The 16159-nt window shown below is 59.6% G+C and carries 15 protein-coding genes and 1 pseudogene; 12 read left to right on the top strand and 4 right to left on the bottom strand.

Translation table 11 applies throughout. From position 1 onward, the window contains the following. Positions 1-91 precede the first annotated feature (91 nt). The 4 genes and pseudogenes from infB to rimP all read right to left on the bottom strand — a co-directional run bounded on the left by infB (position 92) and on the right by rimP (position 5336). Complete coding sequence (gene infB / locus AAAK34_RS11040; RefSeq protein WP_431778018.1) at positions 92-3031, bottom strand: translation initiation factor IF-2; 2940 nt, start codon at positions 3029-3031, stop codon at positions 92-94. Then, a pseudogene (locus AAAK34_RS11035) lies at positions 3026-3166 on the bottom strand (translation initiation factor IF-2 N-terminal domain-containing protein); the annotation flags it as partial. The pseudogene AAAK34_RS11035 and the gene infB, both read right to left, overlap by 6 nt. A 27-nt stretch (positions 3167-3193) precedes the next feature. Next, complete coding sequence (gene nusA, locus AAAK34_RS11030; RefSeq protein ID WP_231693085.1) at positions 3194-4678, bottom strand: transcription termination factor NusA; 1485 nt, start codon at positions 4676-4678, stop codon at positions 3194-3196. Positions 4679-4748: 70 nt separating this feature from the next. Beyond that, complete coding sequence (gene rimP / locus AAAK34_RS11025; RefSeq protein WP_231693084.1) at positions 4749-5336, bottom strand: ribosome maturation factor RimP; 588 nt, start codon at positions 5334-5336, stop codon at positions 4749-4751. A gap of 264 nt (positions 5337-5600) precedes the next feature. On the opposite strand from rimP, the gene AAAK34_RS11020 reads away from it, so the two are divergent. From AAAK34_RS11020 to AAAK34_RS10965, 12 genes are all read left to right on the top strand, one after another. Continuing rightward, positions 5601-5873, top strand: coding sequence for an acyl carrier protein (locus AAAK34_RS11020; RefSeq protein WP_431777271.1), 273 nt, complete (start codon positions 5601-5603; stop codon positions 5871-5873). A 20-nt stretch (positions 5874-5893) separates the two neighbouring features. Continuing rightward, positions 5894-7177, top strand: coding sequence for a beta-ketoacyl-[acyl-carrier-protein] synthase family protein (locus tag AAAK34_RS11015; protein ID WP_231693082.1), 1284 nt, complete (start codon positions 5894-5896; stop codon positions 7175-7177). A 117-nt stretch (positions 7178-7294) separates the two neighbouring features. Further along, positions 7295-7579: a phosphopantetheine-binding protein gene (locus AAAK34_RS11010; RefSeq protein ID WP_231693081.1), complete on the top strand. Its 285-nt coding sequence runs from the start codon at positions 7295-7297 to the stop codon at positions 7577-7579. Between the two features lie 47 nt (positions 7580-7626). After that, positions 7627-9006 (top strand): AMP-binding protein, encoded by a 1380-nt coding sequence (locus AAAK34_RS11005; protein ID WP_231693080.1) that lies wholly within the window; start codon positions 7627-7629, stop codon positions 9004-9006. Beyond that, complete coding sequence (locus tag AAAK34_RS11000) at positions 9003-9359, top strand: hypothetical protein (protein ID WP_231693079.1); 357 nt, start codon at positions 9003-9005, stop codon at positions 9357-9359. The genes AAAK34_RS11005 and AAAK34_RS11000 overlap by 4 nt, the downstream gene beginning before the upstream one ends. Further along, entirely contained in the window at positions 9356-10213 is an 858-nt protein-coding gene (locus AAAK34_RS10995) for an acyl-CoA synthetase (RefSeq protein WP_431777270.1), read from the top strand. Before AAAK34_RS11000 ends, AAAK34_RS10995 begins: the two co-directional genes overlap by 4 nt. A 62-nt stretch (positions 10214-10275) precedes the next feature. Beyond that, complete coding sequence (locus AAAK34_RS10990) at positions 10276-10839, top strand: outer membrane lipoprotein carrier protein LolA (protein ID WP_431777269.1); 564 nt, start codon at positions 10276-10278, stop codon at positions 10837-10839. A 9-nt stretch (positions 10840-10848) separates the two neighbouring features. Next, positions 10849-13242 (top strand): MMPL family transporter, encoded by a 2394-nt coding sequence (locus tag AAAK34_RS10985; RefSeq protein WP_431777268.1) that lies wholly within the window; start codon positions 10849-10851, stop codon positions 13240-13242. Then, the gene (locus AAAK34_RS10980; RefSeq protein WP_431777267.1) at positions 13239-13661 is read left to right on the top strand and encodes a hypothetical protein; all 423 of its coding nucleotides are present in this window, start codon (positions 13239-13241) and stop codon (positions 13659-13661) included. Before AAAK34_RS10985 ends, AAAK34_RS10980 begins: the two co-directional genes overlap by 4 nt. Further along, on the top strand, positions 13658-13933 hold the full coding sequence (locus AAAK34_RS10975) for a phosphatase PAP2 family protein (protein WP_431777266.1): 276 nt from the start codon (positions 13658-13660) through the stop codon (positions 13931-13933). The genes AAAK34_RS10980 and AAAK34_RS10975 overlap by 4 nt, the downstream gene beginning before the upstream one ends. 59 nt (positions 13934-13992) lie before the next feature. Continuing rightward, a complete protein-coding gene (locus tag AAAK34_RS10970; protein WP_231693074.1) occupies positions 13993-15327 on the top strand; it encodes an NAD(P)/FAD-dependent oxidoreductase in 1335 nt (444 codons plus the stop codon). A gap of 37 nt (positions 15328-15364) precedes the next feature. Further along, positions 15365-16159, top strand: a complete 795-nt coding sequence (locus AAAK34_RS10965) for a lysophospholipid acyltransferase family protein (protein ID WP_231693073.1) — start codon at positions 15365-15367, stop codon at positions 16157-16159.

Below are 16159 nucleotides of genomic sequence, written 5' to 3'. Positions count from 1 at the left end.
AAGCGAATGCCCTGGTGCGGGGCTCCGCGCCAACCCGTGCCAGCGCGGAACATAACCCGGCCGCGAACGCGGCGAGGGCTTCGTCGATGGGTTACAGCGTACGCGCGATCTCCTTGATCTCGAAAATCTCCAGCTGATCGCCTTCCCTGATGTCGTTGTAGTTCTTGAGCTTGATACCGCACTCAAAGCCTTCCTTGACCTCGCGCACGTCATCCTTGAGACGTTTGAGCGAGTCAAGCTCACCCGTGTAGATGATGACGTTGTCGCGGAGCAGGCGGAAGCGCGCGTCGCGCCGTACCACACCGCTGGTGACCATACAGCCGGCCACGGTACCGATCTTGGAAGCCACGAACACGGTACGGATCTGCGCCATGCCGATGACTTCTTCCTTCTGCTCGGGCGCCAGCATACCGGACATGGCTGCCTTGAGCTCGTCGACGGCGTCGTAGATGATGCTGTAGTAGCGAATATCGACATCGTTGCCTTCGGCCAACTTGCGCGCACCCACATCGGCTCGCACGTTGAAACCGATCACCAAAGCCTTTGATGCAATTGCCAGGTTGACGTCAGACTCGCTGATACCGCCTACACCCGCATACACCATTTGCACTTTCACCTCTTCGGTGGAAAGCTTGAGCAAAGACTGCGCCAGAGCTTCCTGCGAGCCTTGCACGTCTGCCTTGATAATGATCGGCAGGTGCTTGACTTCGCCGGAGGCCATGTCGGCAAACATGTTCTCGAGCTTCGCAGCTTGCTGCTTGGCCAGCTTGGTATTGCGGAACTTGCCAGCGCGGTAAGTGGCGATTTCCCGGGCGCGGCGTTCGTCTGCCATGACCATGAAATCGTCGCCGGCTTGCGGCACTTCCGTCAGACCCTGGATCTCAACAGGAATCGAGGGACCAGCTTCCTTGACGGACTTGCCGTTCTCGTCGAGCATGGCGCGGACACGGCCTGAGGTTTGGCCGGCCAGCACAACGTCTCCGGTGCGCAACGTGCCCGATTGCACAAGAATGGTGGCCACTGGGCCGCGGCCCTTGTCAAGGCGCGCTTCGATGACCAAGCCTTTGGCTGCGGCCTCGATAGGCGCTTTAAGCTCAAGGACTTCCGCCTGCAGAAGCACTTGCTCCAGCAGATCGTCCACGCCCAGGCCGGTTTTGGCGGATACCGGCACAAATGGCGAGTCTCCACCAAACTCTTCTGGCACGACTTCCTCGGCCACCAGCTCAGCCTTGACACGATCTGGGTTCGCCTCGGGCTTATCCATCTTGTTGATGGCGACCACGATCGGAACACCAGCGGCCTTGGCGTGCTTGATGGCTTCCTTGGTCTGGGGCATGACACCATCGTCTGCTGCCACAACCAGGATAACGATATCGGTCGCTTGCGCTCCGCGGGCTCGCATGGCTGTAAACGCCTCGTGACCGGGAGTATCGAGGAAAGACACGACGCCGCGCGGCGTATCGACGTGATACGCGCCAATGTGCTGCGTGATGCCGCCTGCTTCGCCAGATGCCACTTTGGCCCGGCGAATGTAGTCCAGCAGAGAGGTCTTGCCGTGATCAACGTGACCCATGACAGTAACCACTGGAGCACGTGGCAGCAGGTCGGCGGCTTGCGCCTGCACCTCTTCCTCGGTGAACGCCTCAGGATCGTCCAGGGCGGCAATGACTGCCTTGTGACCCAGCTCCTCGACGAGGATCATGGCAGTGTCCTGATCGAGCGGCTGGTTGATGGTGACCATCTGACCCAGCTTCATCAACTGCTTGATGACTTCGGACGCCTTGATAGACATCTTGTGCGCCAGCTCAGCAACCGTGATGGTCTCGGGCACGTGGACTTCAATGATGCGCTGCTCTGCAGGCGCCGCCTGCATATGCGAATCGGGACGATCACGTTCGCCGCGGCGCCCACGCGGGCCGCCGCGCCAGTTATTGCGCCCAACGCCGCCTGAACTGTCGCCTCGAGTGGGAATGCCCTTCTTCTTGGCGGGGTCGCCCGCCCAACTGGAAGAGAGCTTCGCCGATTTGACCTCTTTGTTGCCTGGAGCGGGCGTCGCTGACGGTGCAGCAGCGGTCTTGCCTGCCACGCCAGCCGGCTTGTGCAGGGTACCCCTGGCACCAGCAGCCTTGGCTTCCTCGGCCTTCTTCGGCTCTTCTGGCCTCTTGGCCACAAGCACGCGGCGAGGCGCGTTCATCATGTTGCGAATCGCTTCAGCTTCGGCCAGCGCCTTGCGACGGCGAGCTTCCTGATCCTTGATGCGCGCAGCGTCATCTTCGGCGCTGGACTTGGCAGTTACGGGAGCAGCAAGCGCGACGGGCGGCTTGACCTTCGGCGCTTCCGCCTTGATGGTTGCTGCTTGGGGTTCGACCTCGACAGGCGTCACCAGGGGTTCCTCTTTAGGGGGCTGAGCGGCCACAACGGCCGGTTTGGACTCGGATGAAATGGAAGACTCGGGCGCAGGCGCTGCGGCTTGCTCCTGGGCGCGCGCCGCATTCTGACGGGCGCGTTCTTGCTCTTCACGAAGGCGACGCTTTTCTGCGAAGTCTTGTTCCTGCCGACGCAACAATTCTGAGTGACGCTTGGCTTCCGCTTCACGGCGAGTCAGCTCAGCGTCGCCAATGACAGATGCAATTGAAACTACTGGAGCAACGGCGGGTGCCGAAGCAGGCTCAGGCTCGGGTTCTGGCAGAGGTTCAGGTTCAGGCGCGGGCACTGGTGCCGGCTCGGGAGCCGGTGCAGGCGGCGGAGGCGGCTCTGGAGTAGGCTCAGGGACGGGGGCTGGCGCCGAAACTGGCGCGGGCTCAAGGGCAGGTGCCGGCTCGGGAATTTCTTCAGCGAGCGAAGCCGCAGTCAAAGCGACCGGCTCATCGTCTCGCTTGATGAAGGTGCGCTTCTTGCGCACTTCGACCTGAATGGTGCGGGCCTTTCCGGTGGCGTCGGCCTGCTTGATCTCGCTGGTCGATTTTTTCGTCAGCGTGATTTTCTTACGCTCGGCCGAATGGGTGCCGTGACTGGTTTGCAGATAGTTCAAAAGCTTTTGCTTGTCGCCATCGGTCAAGGAGTCAGACGCGGACGACTTGGTCACGCCGGCAGCCTGCAATTGCTCTAGCAGAGTATCAGTCGATTTCTTGAGTTCATTCGCGAACTCGGCAACAGTGGTGTTCATCATATGCGGTGCGTGTCTCCATGACCATTACTCTTGGTCTGCAAACCAGTGCTCGCGCGCCTTCAAAATGAGTGCGCGTGCTTCATCTTCCGACTGCCCAGTAATGGCAGTCAATTCATCAATGGCCAAATCAGCCAAGTCGTCTCGGTTCTGGACGCCGGCTTCGGCGAGCTTCGCGATGAGTTCAGGCGTCAGACCCTCAAGGTCGCGCAAATCTTGCGACACGGCATCCACCTGCTCTTCGCGGGCAATTTCCATGGTGAGCAAAGCATCCTTGGCCCGGGCGCGCAACTCGTTGACTGTATCTTCGTCCAGGCTCTCGATATCGAGCATCTCCTGGATAGGGACGTAGGCCACTTCTTCCAGGTTGGTAAAACCCTCTTCGATCAGGATGTCGGCAATCTCCTGGTCGACATCAAGCTTTTCCATGAACAACTGGCGAGTGGATCCTGTTTCAGCCTCCTGCTTCTGGGCGGACTCGGCGGCATCCATGATGTTGATCTTCCAGCCGGTAAGATCAGACGCAAGGCGCACGTTTTGCCCGCCGCGACCAATGGCGATCGCGAGGTTTTCCTCGTCAACCACGACATCCATGGCGTGCTTTTCTTCGTCCACGACGATGGATTGCACGTTTGCCGGAGCCAGCGCTCCGATGACGAATTGCGCTGGATCTTCGGACCACAACACAATATCCACGCGCTCGCCTGCAAGCTCGTTGGTGACGGCATTGACGCGCGTACCACGCACACCTACGCAGGTACCGATGGGGTCGACCCGCTTGTCGTGACTGAGTACGGCAATCTTGGCACGGCTACCAGGGTCACGGGCGCAGCTCTTGATCTCTAGCAACCCCTGCTCGATCTCAGGCACTTCATTGCGGAACAGCTCGATCATGAACTCTGGCGCGGAGCGCGAAAGCAGGATCGGCGCGCCGCGCAAGGTCAGATCGACCTCCATGATCATGGCTCGGACTCGATCGCCATTGCGCAGGTTTTCCTTGGGGATCATCTCGCCACGGCGCAAACGCCCTTCCACTCGGCCAGACTCGACCAGGATGTCGCCCTTGTCCATGCGCTTGACTGTGCCGACGAAGATCTTCTCGCCACGCGACATGAAGTCGTTGAGCAGGGTTTCGCGCTCGGCGTCTCGAATTTTCTGCAGAATGACCTGCTTGGCCGCCATAGCACCAATGCGTCCGATGGGAACGGATTCCACGGGCTCTTCGATGTGCTCGTCAACCTCAATGTCCGGAATCTGTTCCTTGGCTTCAAACAGGAGGATCTCTTGCTCGGGCAACTGGAGACCCGCCTCATCGGGCACGACATGCCAACGACGGAAAGTCTCGTATTCACCCGTGTCGCGATCAATCGCCACGCGAATGTCAACCTCACCTTCGTAAAGCTTTTTGGCGGCCTGCGCCAGCGCCGCCTCGACGGCACCAAACACCACGTCGCGCTCGACGTTCTTCTCGCGCGAAATGGCCTCCACCAGCATCAACAGTTCGCGATTCATGATTCAGAAAACTCCATATCAAATCCCACCTCGCCCACATAGGAGGCACGGCACGACAGCCTGAAGGCCATCAATTTTTTTGTTCCGAGACATCGGGCACCGAATGCCGACGCCCCTTGAAATCCACCATAGGCGCCAAACGAGCGCTTTGCAATTCATCCAGCGCGAATGCCATGACATGTGCCGGGGGCGGCGCTCGCTTGGCGCTGACACGCTGCCCCGGCTTGACCGCAACCTCATCGGTCCAGACGATCTGCCAGCCCGCCGGCTCTGCCCGCTGCAATGTGCCGCGAAATTTCTTGCGATTGGCATTGACTTGACCTGCCGCCGCAGCCACCCCTATGGGCGCCTTGAGCGTGATGTCAACGATCTCGCCCTGAAAACGCTCAAAATCGAGCTCATTCCTCAATAGTCGATCGATGCCGGGCGACGACACTTCCAGACGCTTATAGTCAACCCCTTCGACCTCCAGCACGTACTGCAACTGACGCGTTACACGCTCACAGTCTTCAATGTTGAGCAAACGGTCTGTGGGGTCGCCGGACTTCCAGGGCAGATCAATGGTGACGCGCAGCAACCCACCGGCGGAACGCTCGGTTTCCACCAATTCCAAACCGAGCCCACGGACGGTATCTTCGATTGTTTGCTGCAGCGACACGCTGGTCAAATTTCCACCTTAGCCTTAAAAAACCCAAAAAAGGCCCAAAAAGAAGGCCTCAAAACGTATAGACCAAAAAAAATGGGCGGTTGCAACCCGCCCATTTGGTCGTGAATTTGTTAAATTCTATCATGGAATCGACCCTCTTTGGGATACTTGTCTTAAGGAGGCATCTCCAGCGCCTGACGCGCTTCGCATATCATCAGGCCCGATCAGTATATGAATACACCGTAAGGTGCTAAACAAGTGGATACATTGGGGCTCATGAGGGAATTCTTGGCCGAGCGGCTGGAGATTGCGGGAGATAAAGTGGTGCCGGAGGCCAAACTGGCCGATCTGGGCGTCGACTCACTGATGTTTGCAGAAATGCTGTTTGAGTTTGAGGATCGAGCGAACACCGAGTTGAATATACCCTCAGCCGACAGCCTGCCGGCCACCGTGGGCGAATTGATTGCCCTTATAGACGCCCATATCGGGGGCGTAGTTCAGGGTGAAGGCCGCGGGACTGCAGTGTCGCCCCCACCTTCCACCCATTAAGTCGGTCAAAAGCATTCAGCATGCAAGGCAGAGTAGCAGTCACCGGACTCGGCATCGTCAATCCGTTTGACGGGGAAAATTCGATCACAGTCAACTCGGCAAGCGATTTTTTTCATCGAATCGCAGCCGGCAAATCGGCAGTGTCACTCTACACCACAGAGGATATTCCGCGGCCGGTTTCAATTCCCGCTGTGCGCTGCGCCGGGTTCCGCCCTGCGGAACGACTGGGAAAGTCCCTGACAGGCATGATGGAGCGCTTCGCTCAGTTAGGCGTCGCCGCAGCTTTCGATGCCTGGGAAGATGCAGGATTTGTTCGATCTGACGCCTCATCTACCCGGGTCGCGGGTAGTGCCTCTGAAAGTGGCGTGGCGTGGGGAACTGCCCTGGGCGGGTTGATGGCCTTTGAGCGCGGTTACCGGGATTTTTGGCAGCACGGACGGGAACGGGTCGCACCCATGTCTGTGGTTCTGGGTATGAACAACGCCGCTGCGGCCCACATCTCCATCCAGCTCGGACTGGGTAACAGCTCTCTAACCTACAGTGTTGCCTGCGCCTCTGCCGCTGCCGCCATAGGAGAGGCCTTTCGCCATATCCGACGCGGAGGAGCCAAGGTCATGGTGGCTGGCGGCTCCGACGCCACCTTGGCATACGCCGTGGTGCGTGCATGGGAAGCACTGAAGGTGCTTGCCCCAGGTGATGAAGCCAGCGCTTCCACCGCCTGCAAACCGTTTCACCCTGCGCGCGGAGGCTTGGTGCTAGGCGAAGGCGCGGCCGCCCTGATTCTGGAAGACTGGGATCACGCGGTGGCACGGAATGCCCGGATCTACGCCGAGATCGCTGGATACGGCGCAAATGCCGACCATGTCCATCTGGTTCGCCCCGACCAGGCGGGACAGGTGGCAGCCATTCAAATGGCCCTGAAAGAAGCTTGTCTGTTGCCTGCAGAAATTGGCTATGTGAATGCCCATGGCACGGCTACACGGGAGGGCGACCCGATCGAGATAAGCGCCTTGCGCGCCGTTTTCGGCCCTCATGCAGAGCAGATGGCAGTAAGCGCCACAAAATCTGCCCACGGCCACCTCATGGGCGCTACAGGCGCCGTCGAAGCGTTACTGACTGTATTGGCCCTGCACTACGACACAATCCCTCCCACCGCCCACCTTGATGAAGTGGATGCCAGTTGCGCCGGCGTTGCCCATGTGCGCGACGTGGCGCTGCGTGGATCCAAGGTGCGCGCTGCCCTCTCGAATTCGTTTGCTTTTGGCGGCAGCAATGCGGTGCTGGCTTTCAAGGCAGCGCAGTAACCCTACAGGTCCGCTACCAGCCCCGTCGCAATTTTCGTCACGATTCCCGTCAAGAGCCGGGCCACAAGCCCGGAAACAAGGTCGGCGATAATTTTCTCCTGATTTCACCTGTCCCTTATGTCAACATCCACTTCTTCGATCGATGCGTCCGACCTGATCCCCGAAGTAGCGCAACTGATGGTTGCCGCTTTGAACCTGGAAATGAAGCCCTCAGAAATCGACCCCGATGCGCCGCTTTACGGAGACGGCCTGGGACTTGATTCGATCGACATTCTTGAGGTTGCACTGGCGGTCTCGAAGCAATACGGCTTTCAGCTTCGTGCAGATGACGAAGGAAAAGCCGCGATTTACGCTTCGCTGCGCAACCTGACTCAGCACATCGCCACGCATCGCACCAAGTGAGGGACGCAGGCGCGGCCAAGCCGCGCCCCTCTCCAATCGCTGAAAAAATGCAGTACCCCCTCAGCAACCATCAGATCGGAGATGTCATCGCGCATCAACGCGGCGAAGTCATCACTGCCGGACAGTTTCACCGGCACGCTCTCGATCTGGCAAAGAAGTTGCAACAAGCGCCACAAGCAGGCAAAGCGCCCTATGTCATCAACACTTGCCAGGACCGATATCTTTTCATGGTCGGCTTTGCAGCCGCCGCGCTGGCAGGCAAGACGACGCTCATGCCCTCCAGCTTCGCGCCACACACGATCGCACAGCTAAAGGCAAGATACCCAGGCTTGATATGCCTGCATGACGGACGAGACCAGGCAGAAGATTTACCGGCATTGAGAATCGACGTTGCCCCCTCCTCTGACCCACGCGGTGAGCCTGCACCTTTGATCGACGCAGAGCACGTGGCAGCCATCGTTTTCACATCAGGTTCAACGGGCGAACCCACGGCACACCTCAAGACTTGGGGTCGCCTATGCCTGAATGGCGCTTCTGAGGCGGAACGCCTGGGAACGTGCGGCGTGGCGATCGTGGCCACGGTGCCGGCACAACACATGTATGGCTTTGAATCCAGCGTTTTGCTGGCGCTCCAAGGTGGAGCCAGCCTCTGGCACCATAAGCCTTTTTACCCCGCTGACATTGCCGAAGCGCTCACAGCCGTGCCGCGTCCGCGGATGCTGGTGACCACACCGTTCCACCTTTCCACCCTGATGGACTCCGGGTTGGCGTTGCCACCATGTGACATGGTACTCAGCGCCACGGCACCGCTCGCCCTACCACTGGCCCAACGTGCCGAGACCGGTTTTTCCGCCCCATTGCTCGAAATATACGGCTGCACTGAAAGCGGGCAGGTCGCCAGCCGGAGACCCGCGAAAAACCCTGAATGGCGGTTGTTGCCTGGGGTTCAGATGAGTACCGACGAGGCGGGTGCCTGGGTACACGGAGGCCATGTCGAAGGACGGGTGCTGCTGACTGACCACATTGAAACCCAAGGCTCCGATACGTTTGTGCTGTTGGGTCGCCATGCGGACATGGTCAATATTGTGGGCAAGCGAACATCAATCGCCCATCTCAACGCTCAACTTCAGGCAATTCCTGGCGTTGTGGATGGCTGCTTCCTGCAGCATGACGAGCAGCCTAGCGGCGCGGGCCCAAGGCCTGAAACTTCTTACGTTCAGCGTTTGGCCGCATTGGTAGTGGCGCCCGGCCTAAGTGGCGAAGAATTGCTGGATGAGCTTCGAGCGCGCCTAGACCCGGTCTTCCTTCCGCGGCCGCTACTCCTTGTAGACAGCTTGCCGCGCAACGCCACTGGCAAGCTGGTGCGCTCAGACCTTCTTGAGCTTTATGCTGCGCATCGTGCCTCGCCTTCCGGATCGCGTCCATGAAGCCGGATAACTGGCAATCTTGGCCGACTCTCGGTCATTGGGAAATTCCTGCAAACCACCAGGTTTTTGCGGGGCATTTTCCTGGCCTGCCGGTCGTGCCGGGCGCGCTGTTACTCAGCTGGCTGATCGCGAACCTTCAGGACACGAGAGGCTTGGCGGTGAAGGAAATCCGGGAAGCCCGCTTCCAGGGAACCGCCCTGCCCGGCACCGCGCTTGAATCCAGAACTCTGGCGGGGCCGGTCACGACCAAGTTTGTGATTCTGGCTCTGAACCCAATCGATTCCGGCTCCCAAACCATGCGCCTGATCGCCTCCGGCTCTGTCGTTCTCGCCGGCGTAGATTTCCAGCAATGAAGCAGGCACAGAACGACCAGGCCACTTCTTGGGCAGCACGTCGGGAGCGCAGTTCCATGCCCGTGTTGCGCCTCATGACGTGGCTCTCGCTGACCTTGGGGCGCCGCGCAAGCCGGCTTGTGCTCTACCTGATCGCGGCGTATTTCGTGGTGTTCGCACCCACTGCCAAGCGTGCCAGCAAGGCCTACTTGGGACGCGCCCTCGGGCGTAACGCTCGACTGCCTGACGGATTCAGGCACGTGCTGACGTTCGCGTCGGTCGTGCATGACCGTGTCTACTGGCTACGGGGTCGCTTCGATCTGTTCAACGCTCGAATCTCAGGTGAGGAGCATATTGCAGCCCTACGCTCTCAAGGCAGGGGCATGGTGCTCATGGGCGGGCACTTTGGCAGCTTCGAAGCGTTGCGAGTACTTGGCGAGCGCCACGGAATTGACGCCAAGATGCTCATGTATCCGGACAACGCGCGCATGGTTACGGCTGCGTTGTCGGCCATTAACCCCGCACTCACGGATAGCGTGATTGCGCTCGGTCGGCCTGAATCGGTGCTGCACGTTAGAGAGCATTTGAATGCTGGCGGCTGCGTGGGCATTTTGGCAGACCGAACGCTCGACGGCAACAACACCCGCATGGTGCCGTTTCTTGGCGAACCGGCCACTTTCCCGCTGGGCCCTTTTCGGCTGGCCGCCATGTTGCGCGCGCCAGTGGTTTTCATGGCGGGCGTCTACCTTGGGAGCAACCGCTACCACCTCCATTTCGAGCCCATTCTCGATTTCGCCGAGGTTGCCCCCCGATCGGGAGGCTGCCATCTTGACCGCGCAGGACAAATTTGTCGACCTGCTGCAGACTCACTGTAGGCACGCACCCTGGAACTGGTTCAATTTTTATGATTTCTGGCATGAGACCCCGCGCTAATCTAATGAAACATTGGTTCGCGGTGGCAATTCTGACGATGACGGCAGCCACACCTGCCTGGGCAGAATGGACCGTGGACGCTCTGATGCAACAACTCGCCCGGCACCCCACCGGGCAGGCCCGCTTTACCGAAACCAAGACCATTGCCATGCTTGATGCCCCGGTGGTGAGTTCAGGGACGCTCTTCTACGGCCCGCCAAACCGACTGGAGAAAAACACGCTGAAGCCGAAACCAGAATCCATGATTCTGGAGCGAGAGCGCCTGACCGTTGTACGCGACGGCAAGAAGCATGAGTTGCGCCTGAACCAATACCCGGAAGTGACCAGTATCGTGGAGGCCGTGAGGGGTACGCTGATGGGCAACCAAGCCCTGCTCAGACAGTACTATGGGCTGCAGTTGTCGGGTTCCGAAGCCAATTGGCGCTTGGTGCTCACACCCGCAGACGAGCGCACGCAACGCTGGGTCACCCAGATTCTGATCAGCGGCAAGCGCAATATGATCTCTACCATTGAAACTCTCCAAGCCGACGGTGATCGCTCCTTGATGGCCATCGAGTCAGATCAATAAGGTCGGCGGATGACTTCGCCTTCACATACGCCTACTCGCGGTCATCGCAACGCGCTCTTGCTATGGCTCCTGGCCATGATCGCCTGTATTGCCGTGGTTGCCACCAGCCACTACAGCACCGACATGTCGGCCTTCCTGCCCAAGGATCCGGATGCGCGCCAACGCTTGCTGGTCGATCAGATCCGGGAAGGTGCTCTTTCGCGCATGATCTTGATCGGCATTGATGGCGGAACGCCTGAATCCCGTGCCGATGCGTCCCGCTCGTTGGCCGCAACGCTGCGGACAAGCGGAGATTTTCTAGGCGTCGTGAATGGAGACAATGCCAGCCGGGAATTGGATCAGGAGTTGCTGCTGCGCAACCGTTACGGGCTGAGCCCGGGCGTTACCGCCGAACGCTTTACCGTTTCCGGGTTGCACGAGGCCATTGGCCAGACCGTCGCTGACCTCTCCGGCTCGGCGGGAATGCTCCTGAAGAACCTGCTGCCACGTGATCCGACGGGCGAACTGGTGCGAACGCTTGACGCCATCTCTGGCGCCAACATGCCCTCCAGCAGCGACGGCGCGTGGTCGTCTCCAGATGGCGCGCGCGCGCTGCTGATCACCATGACTGCGGCAGCCGGCACTGACACCGATGCGCAGGAGCGCACACTAACCGCTATTCAAGCCGCCTTCGACAAAGCGAACCCAGGCGGTGAACTCAGCCTGCGCATGTCCGGCACGCCGGTGTTCTCCGTTCACGCGCGCAGCACCATCAAGTCTGAAGTGGAGCGTTTGTCGCTAATTGGCAGCCTCACGGTGTTCGCACTGCTGTTCGCCGTGTACCGTTCATTGCGGAACGTGGCCATCGGATTGCTGCCAGTAGCCTCGGGAATTCTGGTGGCCGTTGCCACTGTGGGCCTGGGCTTTGATACGGTTCACGCGATCACGATCGGCTTTGGCACCACGCTGATCGGCGAATCAATTGATTACAGCATCTATTATCTGGTGCAAGCCCATGATGCGGACTCGTGGCGCCGCAGCTATTGGCCCACCATTCGGCTAGGTGTCGCCACCTCAATCTGCGGATTCGCCGTGCTGCTGTTCTCAAGTTTCCCCGGGCTGGCCCAACTCGGCGCGTATTCAGTGGCTGGCCTGGTGGCTGCCGCCGCGATCACGCGCTTTGTATTGCCGGCGCTGCCGACTGCGCCCGTCCCCATGGAACGCATCAATTGGCTGGGTAACCGAATGGCCCGGCTGAGTTTCTGGGCACGGCGTCTGCGTTGGCCCGCGGCCGCTCTGACAGTGGCGGCCCTGGTGGTAGTGCTCATGGGGCGGACTCAATTATGGACAGAAGGACTCTCAGGGCTCAACCCCGCCCCCATGGACCTGCAAAAGCTGGACGCAGACCTGCGTAAGGATGCAGGTGCTCCCGATCTACAGCACATGGTGGTGGTAACGGCGCCCACGCAAGACGCGGCACTCAGGGCTGCAGAACAGATCGAACGGCGCTTGCAGCCGCTGGTTGCCAGTGGTCGCATCCGCGGAATTGAAACACCGACCCGTTTCTTGCCCAGTTTGGCCACCCAGCAGGCCCGCAAGAGCGCCCTGCCCGAACAGCAGGAGCTGCGTCAGCGCCTGACCCAGGCACTCGAGGGCCTTCCGCTACAGGCCCAACGGCTCGAGCCTTTCATCAAAGATGTAGAGTGGGCACGTACGGCCCCCACGCTTACGGCCGAGGTATTGCAGGGCACTAGCTTCGCGTTTGCCGTGCAAAGCCTGTTGCTGCGCCGGGACGAAGGCTGGTCGGTACTCATGCCTATCAGACTACCGGAAGGCGCGGGTGCCGCCGAGGCCGCCGCAGCAAAGGCGGCTGCCAGCACGCACCTTGAATCGCCTGAACATGGGATCGACGTTTTCTACCTCGATCTCGAAGAGCAAGCCAACGGCATGTTCGGCCAGTACCTCCACCAAGCGCTGGTCCTGGCCATGATTGGCGGGCTGTGTGTCGTCCTGTTGCTCGCGTTGGCGCTGCGCAATCCGGTGCAGGTACTGCGCGTTGTTCTGCCGCTCGCGGGTGCGGTGGTACTGGTCATGGCGGCGCACGTCATAGGTGGCGTGCGCATGACGCTGCTGCACTTGGTAGGCCTGCTGTTGATCATTGCCGTTGGTTCGAATTACGCACTGTTCTTCAACCAGCAAGTAGGAGACGCCAGCAAGCCCGGGACTGCCGAACTGCCTCGCTCCAGTGCTCTGGCTTCACTGGCGATGGCGAACATATCCACCATGGTCGGCTTTGGCGTGCTGTCTTTTTCCAAGGTGCCCGTGCTTCACGCCATAGGCGCCACCGTAGGGCCTGGCGCCCTGCTTGCAATGTTGCTGGCCATGAGCTGGTCGGGCAACAGCCGCTCCCAGGGGAATCCATGAGCAACCAGATCCTGACGCAGACCCGCACGCGATCCGGCACCGCGCCGTGGCTCACAAACTTGCGTATGCGTATTCGCACACTGCCGATTGTCAAAGGCACAGGTAACACCCTGTTCCTGCTGGCCTTCTTTTACTTGTACCTGTACATCCAGCGCAATCCGATCTTCGAGGTTACCCAGATTCCGGCCACTGCCATCGACAACTGGATCGGCTTTCAGCCCTGGGGATTGGGCTTGTACTTGTCGCTTTGGGTTTACACCGCGCTGCCGGTGGCCTTGCAACCCAACTTACGGCATCTGACGCGTTACGGTGTTCATATTGGCTTGCTATGCTCAGTTGGTCTGCTGATTTTCGTTTTCTGGCCCACGTCCGTCTCTGCGGCGGTTGGCCCACGCGAGGGGGCGGTGCATTCGCCATGATGTATGCTGTTGACACCAACGGCAACGCTTGCCCTTCCCTGCATGTAGCTGCTGCGGTCTTCTCGTTCATGTGGCTGCAGACGGTGCTGCGAACTGTGCACGCTCCTGCTTGGACGAAGTGGATCAATACCTTTTGGTGCGCGGGCATCTGCTACTCAACGCTCGCGGTCAAGCAACATTTGCTGATCGATCTCCTGGCTGGCGGCGCCCTGGGCCTGGTAGCTGGGTGGCTGAGCTTGCGAGTCGCCATGCGGGATCAGGAAGCGGGATAATCCTCGAAAGATTACAGCCTGCGTCGCCTTTTTGAGCTGCGCGTTATTCGGAATCCAGCATGCATGCAACCCCAGAGCCCACTCAGGAAACCAGCGAATGTGATGTACTGGTCATAGGCGGGGGCCCTGCGGGCAGCACAGTCGCGGCGCTGCTGGCGCAAAAAGGCCACGATGTCCTGCTGCTCGACAAAGACCGGCATCCCCGTTTTCATATTGGCGAATCATTGTTGCCTGCCAACCTCCCGCTTTTCGAGAAGCTCGGAGTGGCTGACGAAATGCGGGCCATTGGTATGACGAAGTGGGCCGCTGAGTTCGTGTCGCCATGGCACGAACACAAACAGGCATTTCAGTTTTCCGAGGCCTGGGACAAGAGCATGCCCCACTCCTACCAGGTGCGCCGCTCCGAGTTTGACCAGATACTGCTGCGCAATGCCGCGCGTTGCGGTGCGCGCGTATTTGAAGGATGCAGGGTCACCTCGGTAGACCTGGAAGCCACGCCCGAGCGTGCGCATGCGCTTGCAACGCACGATGACGGACGCCAACTATCGGTGGCGCCAAGGTTTGTGGTGGACGCCTCCGGCCGAGACACATTTTTGGCCAGCCGCTTCAAGATCAAGCATAAGAACCCGAAACACAACAGCGTAGCGCTTTACGGCCATTTTGAGGGAGCGCGCCGCAACGAAGGTGAGGCCGAGGGCAACATCACGATCTTCTGGTTCGAACATGGGTGGTTCTGGTTCATACCACTGCAAGATGGCGTGACCAGTGTCGGCATGGTCACCTGGCCCTATTTCATGAAGACGCGGGGTGAGCGAAGCTTGCAGCAATTCCTGCTAGACGGCTTTGCCATGAACCCCAAGCTGGCGGCATGCCTCGCTGACGCACACCTGGTCAACGAAGTAGAGGCCACGGGCAACTTTTCATACAGCAGCGAGCGCAACCACGGCCGCAACTATGTTCTGCTTGGAGACGCCTATGCCTTTATCGACCCTGTATTCTCATCAGGTGTCATGATGGCCATGCAAGGCGGCTTTTCCGGTGCAGAAGCCATCGACACCTGGCTGACACAGCCAAGCCGGCGCCAGCAGGCACTGGGGCGGCTCGACCGAATTCTCAAGCACGGGCCTCGGGAGTTCTCCTGGTTCATTTACCGTATGACCAACCCAGTCATGCGCGATCTTTTCATGGGCCCACGCAACCCCCTTCGCGTCAAAGACGCCCTGCTTTCCGTCCTGGCTGGAGACATTTACGGCCGCACTCCTATCTGGGCGTCTCTGGGACTATTCAAAGTTATCTACTATGTGTCGTCTCTAGCACAACTGCCCACGGCCATGCGTGCCTGGCGACGCCGCCGGATCAACATCCTTCCGGTTGACCCGAATAGCGCCAACTAAGCTGAATCCCATTATTCCACCGCCTCGCCGACTTTCCGTGCCCAAACTATTCTGGCGTGCTTACGAACCTTTGGCCATGGTCATGGGCCTTGGCCTGCTCGCTGTGATTTGCCTGGCCTGGACGCCCTTCGCATTGCTACTGAATGCTGCCCTAACGGAGACTCAGGCCAAACGCCTGGGCCGCAGTGCCATACGCACCGGCTTCCGCCTCTACGTGCGCTTGCTTGCTCTGTTGTGTGGCTGCCGGTTTGATCTTCGAGAACTCGAAGAATTAGGTCGGCAAGGCAAGCCCCTGGTGGTGGTGGCCAATCACCCCTCTTTGCTTGATGCAGTGATCCTTGTTTCGAGGCTTCCAAACGCTGTGTGCATCATGAAAGCCGGCCTCATGAACAACCTGCTGCTCGGCGCGGGCGCTCGCATGGCACGCTACATCGTCAACGACGCGCCGTTGCCCATGATTCGCAATGCCATTCATGAGCTTCGAGAAGGCGCATGCCTGGTGATTTTTCCGGAGGGTACGCGCACCAGCACGCCACCGGTAGGCCCCTGTGCCTCCACCGCGGGCTTGCTCGCGGCGCGCGCAGGTGTTCCCGTGCAAGCGCTCCTGATCGAGATGAGTTCGCCCTATCTGGGCAAGCACTGGCCCATTTGGCAGCCACCGCGCCTCCCACTCACCATTCGTGTGCGCCTAGGGCAGCGCCTCGACAGCATCCCTCAGCCACAACGCTTTGGCCAAGAAATCGAACGTTATTTTCGCGGGCAGTTGGAAGCCCATCAAACACGGTGTGCCGAAAGCAAAACGGTCGACACCCAGGACGCCCTGAACGGCTGA

The organism is Ottowia caeni, from assembly GCF_050821495.1.
Classification (GTDB): Bacteria; Pseudomonadota; Gammaproteobacteria; order Burkholderiales; family Burkholderiaceae_C; genus Ottowia; species Ottowia caeni.
The sequence above is the reverse complement of the archived record's forward strand: the minus strand, read 5'-3'. Positions and strand labels throughout refer to the sequence as shown.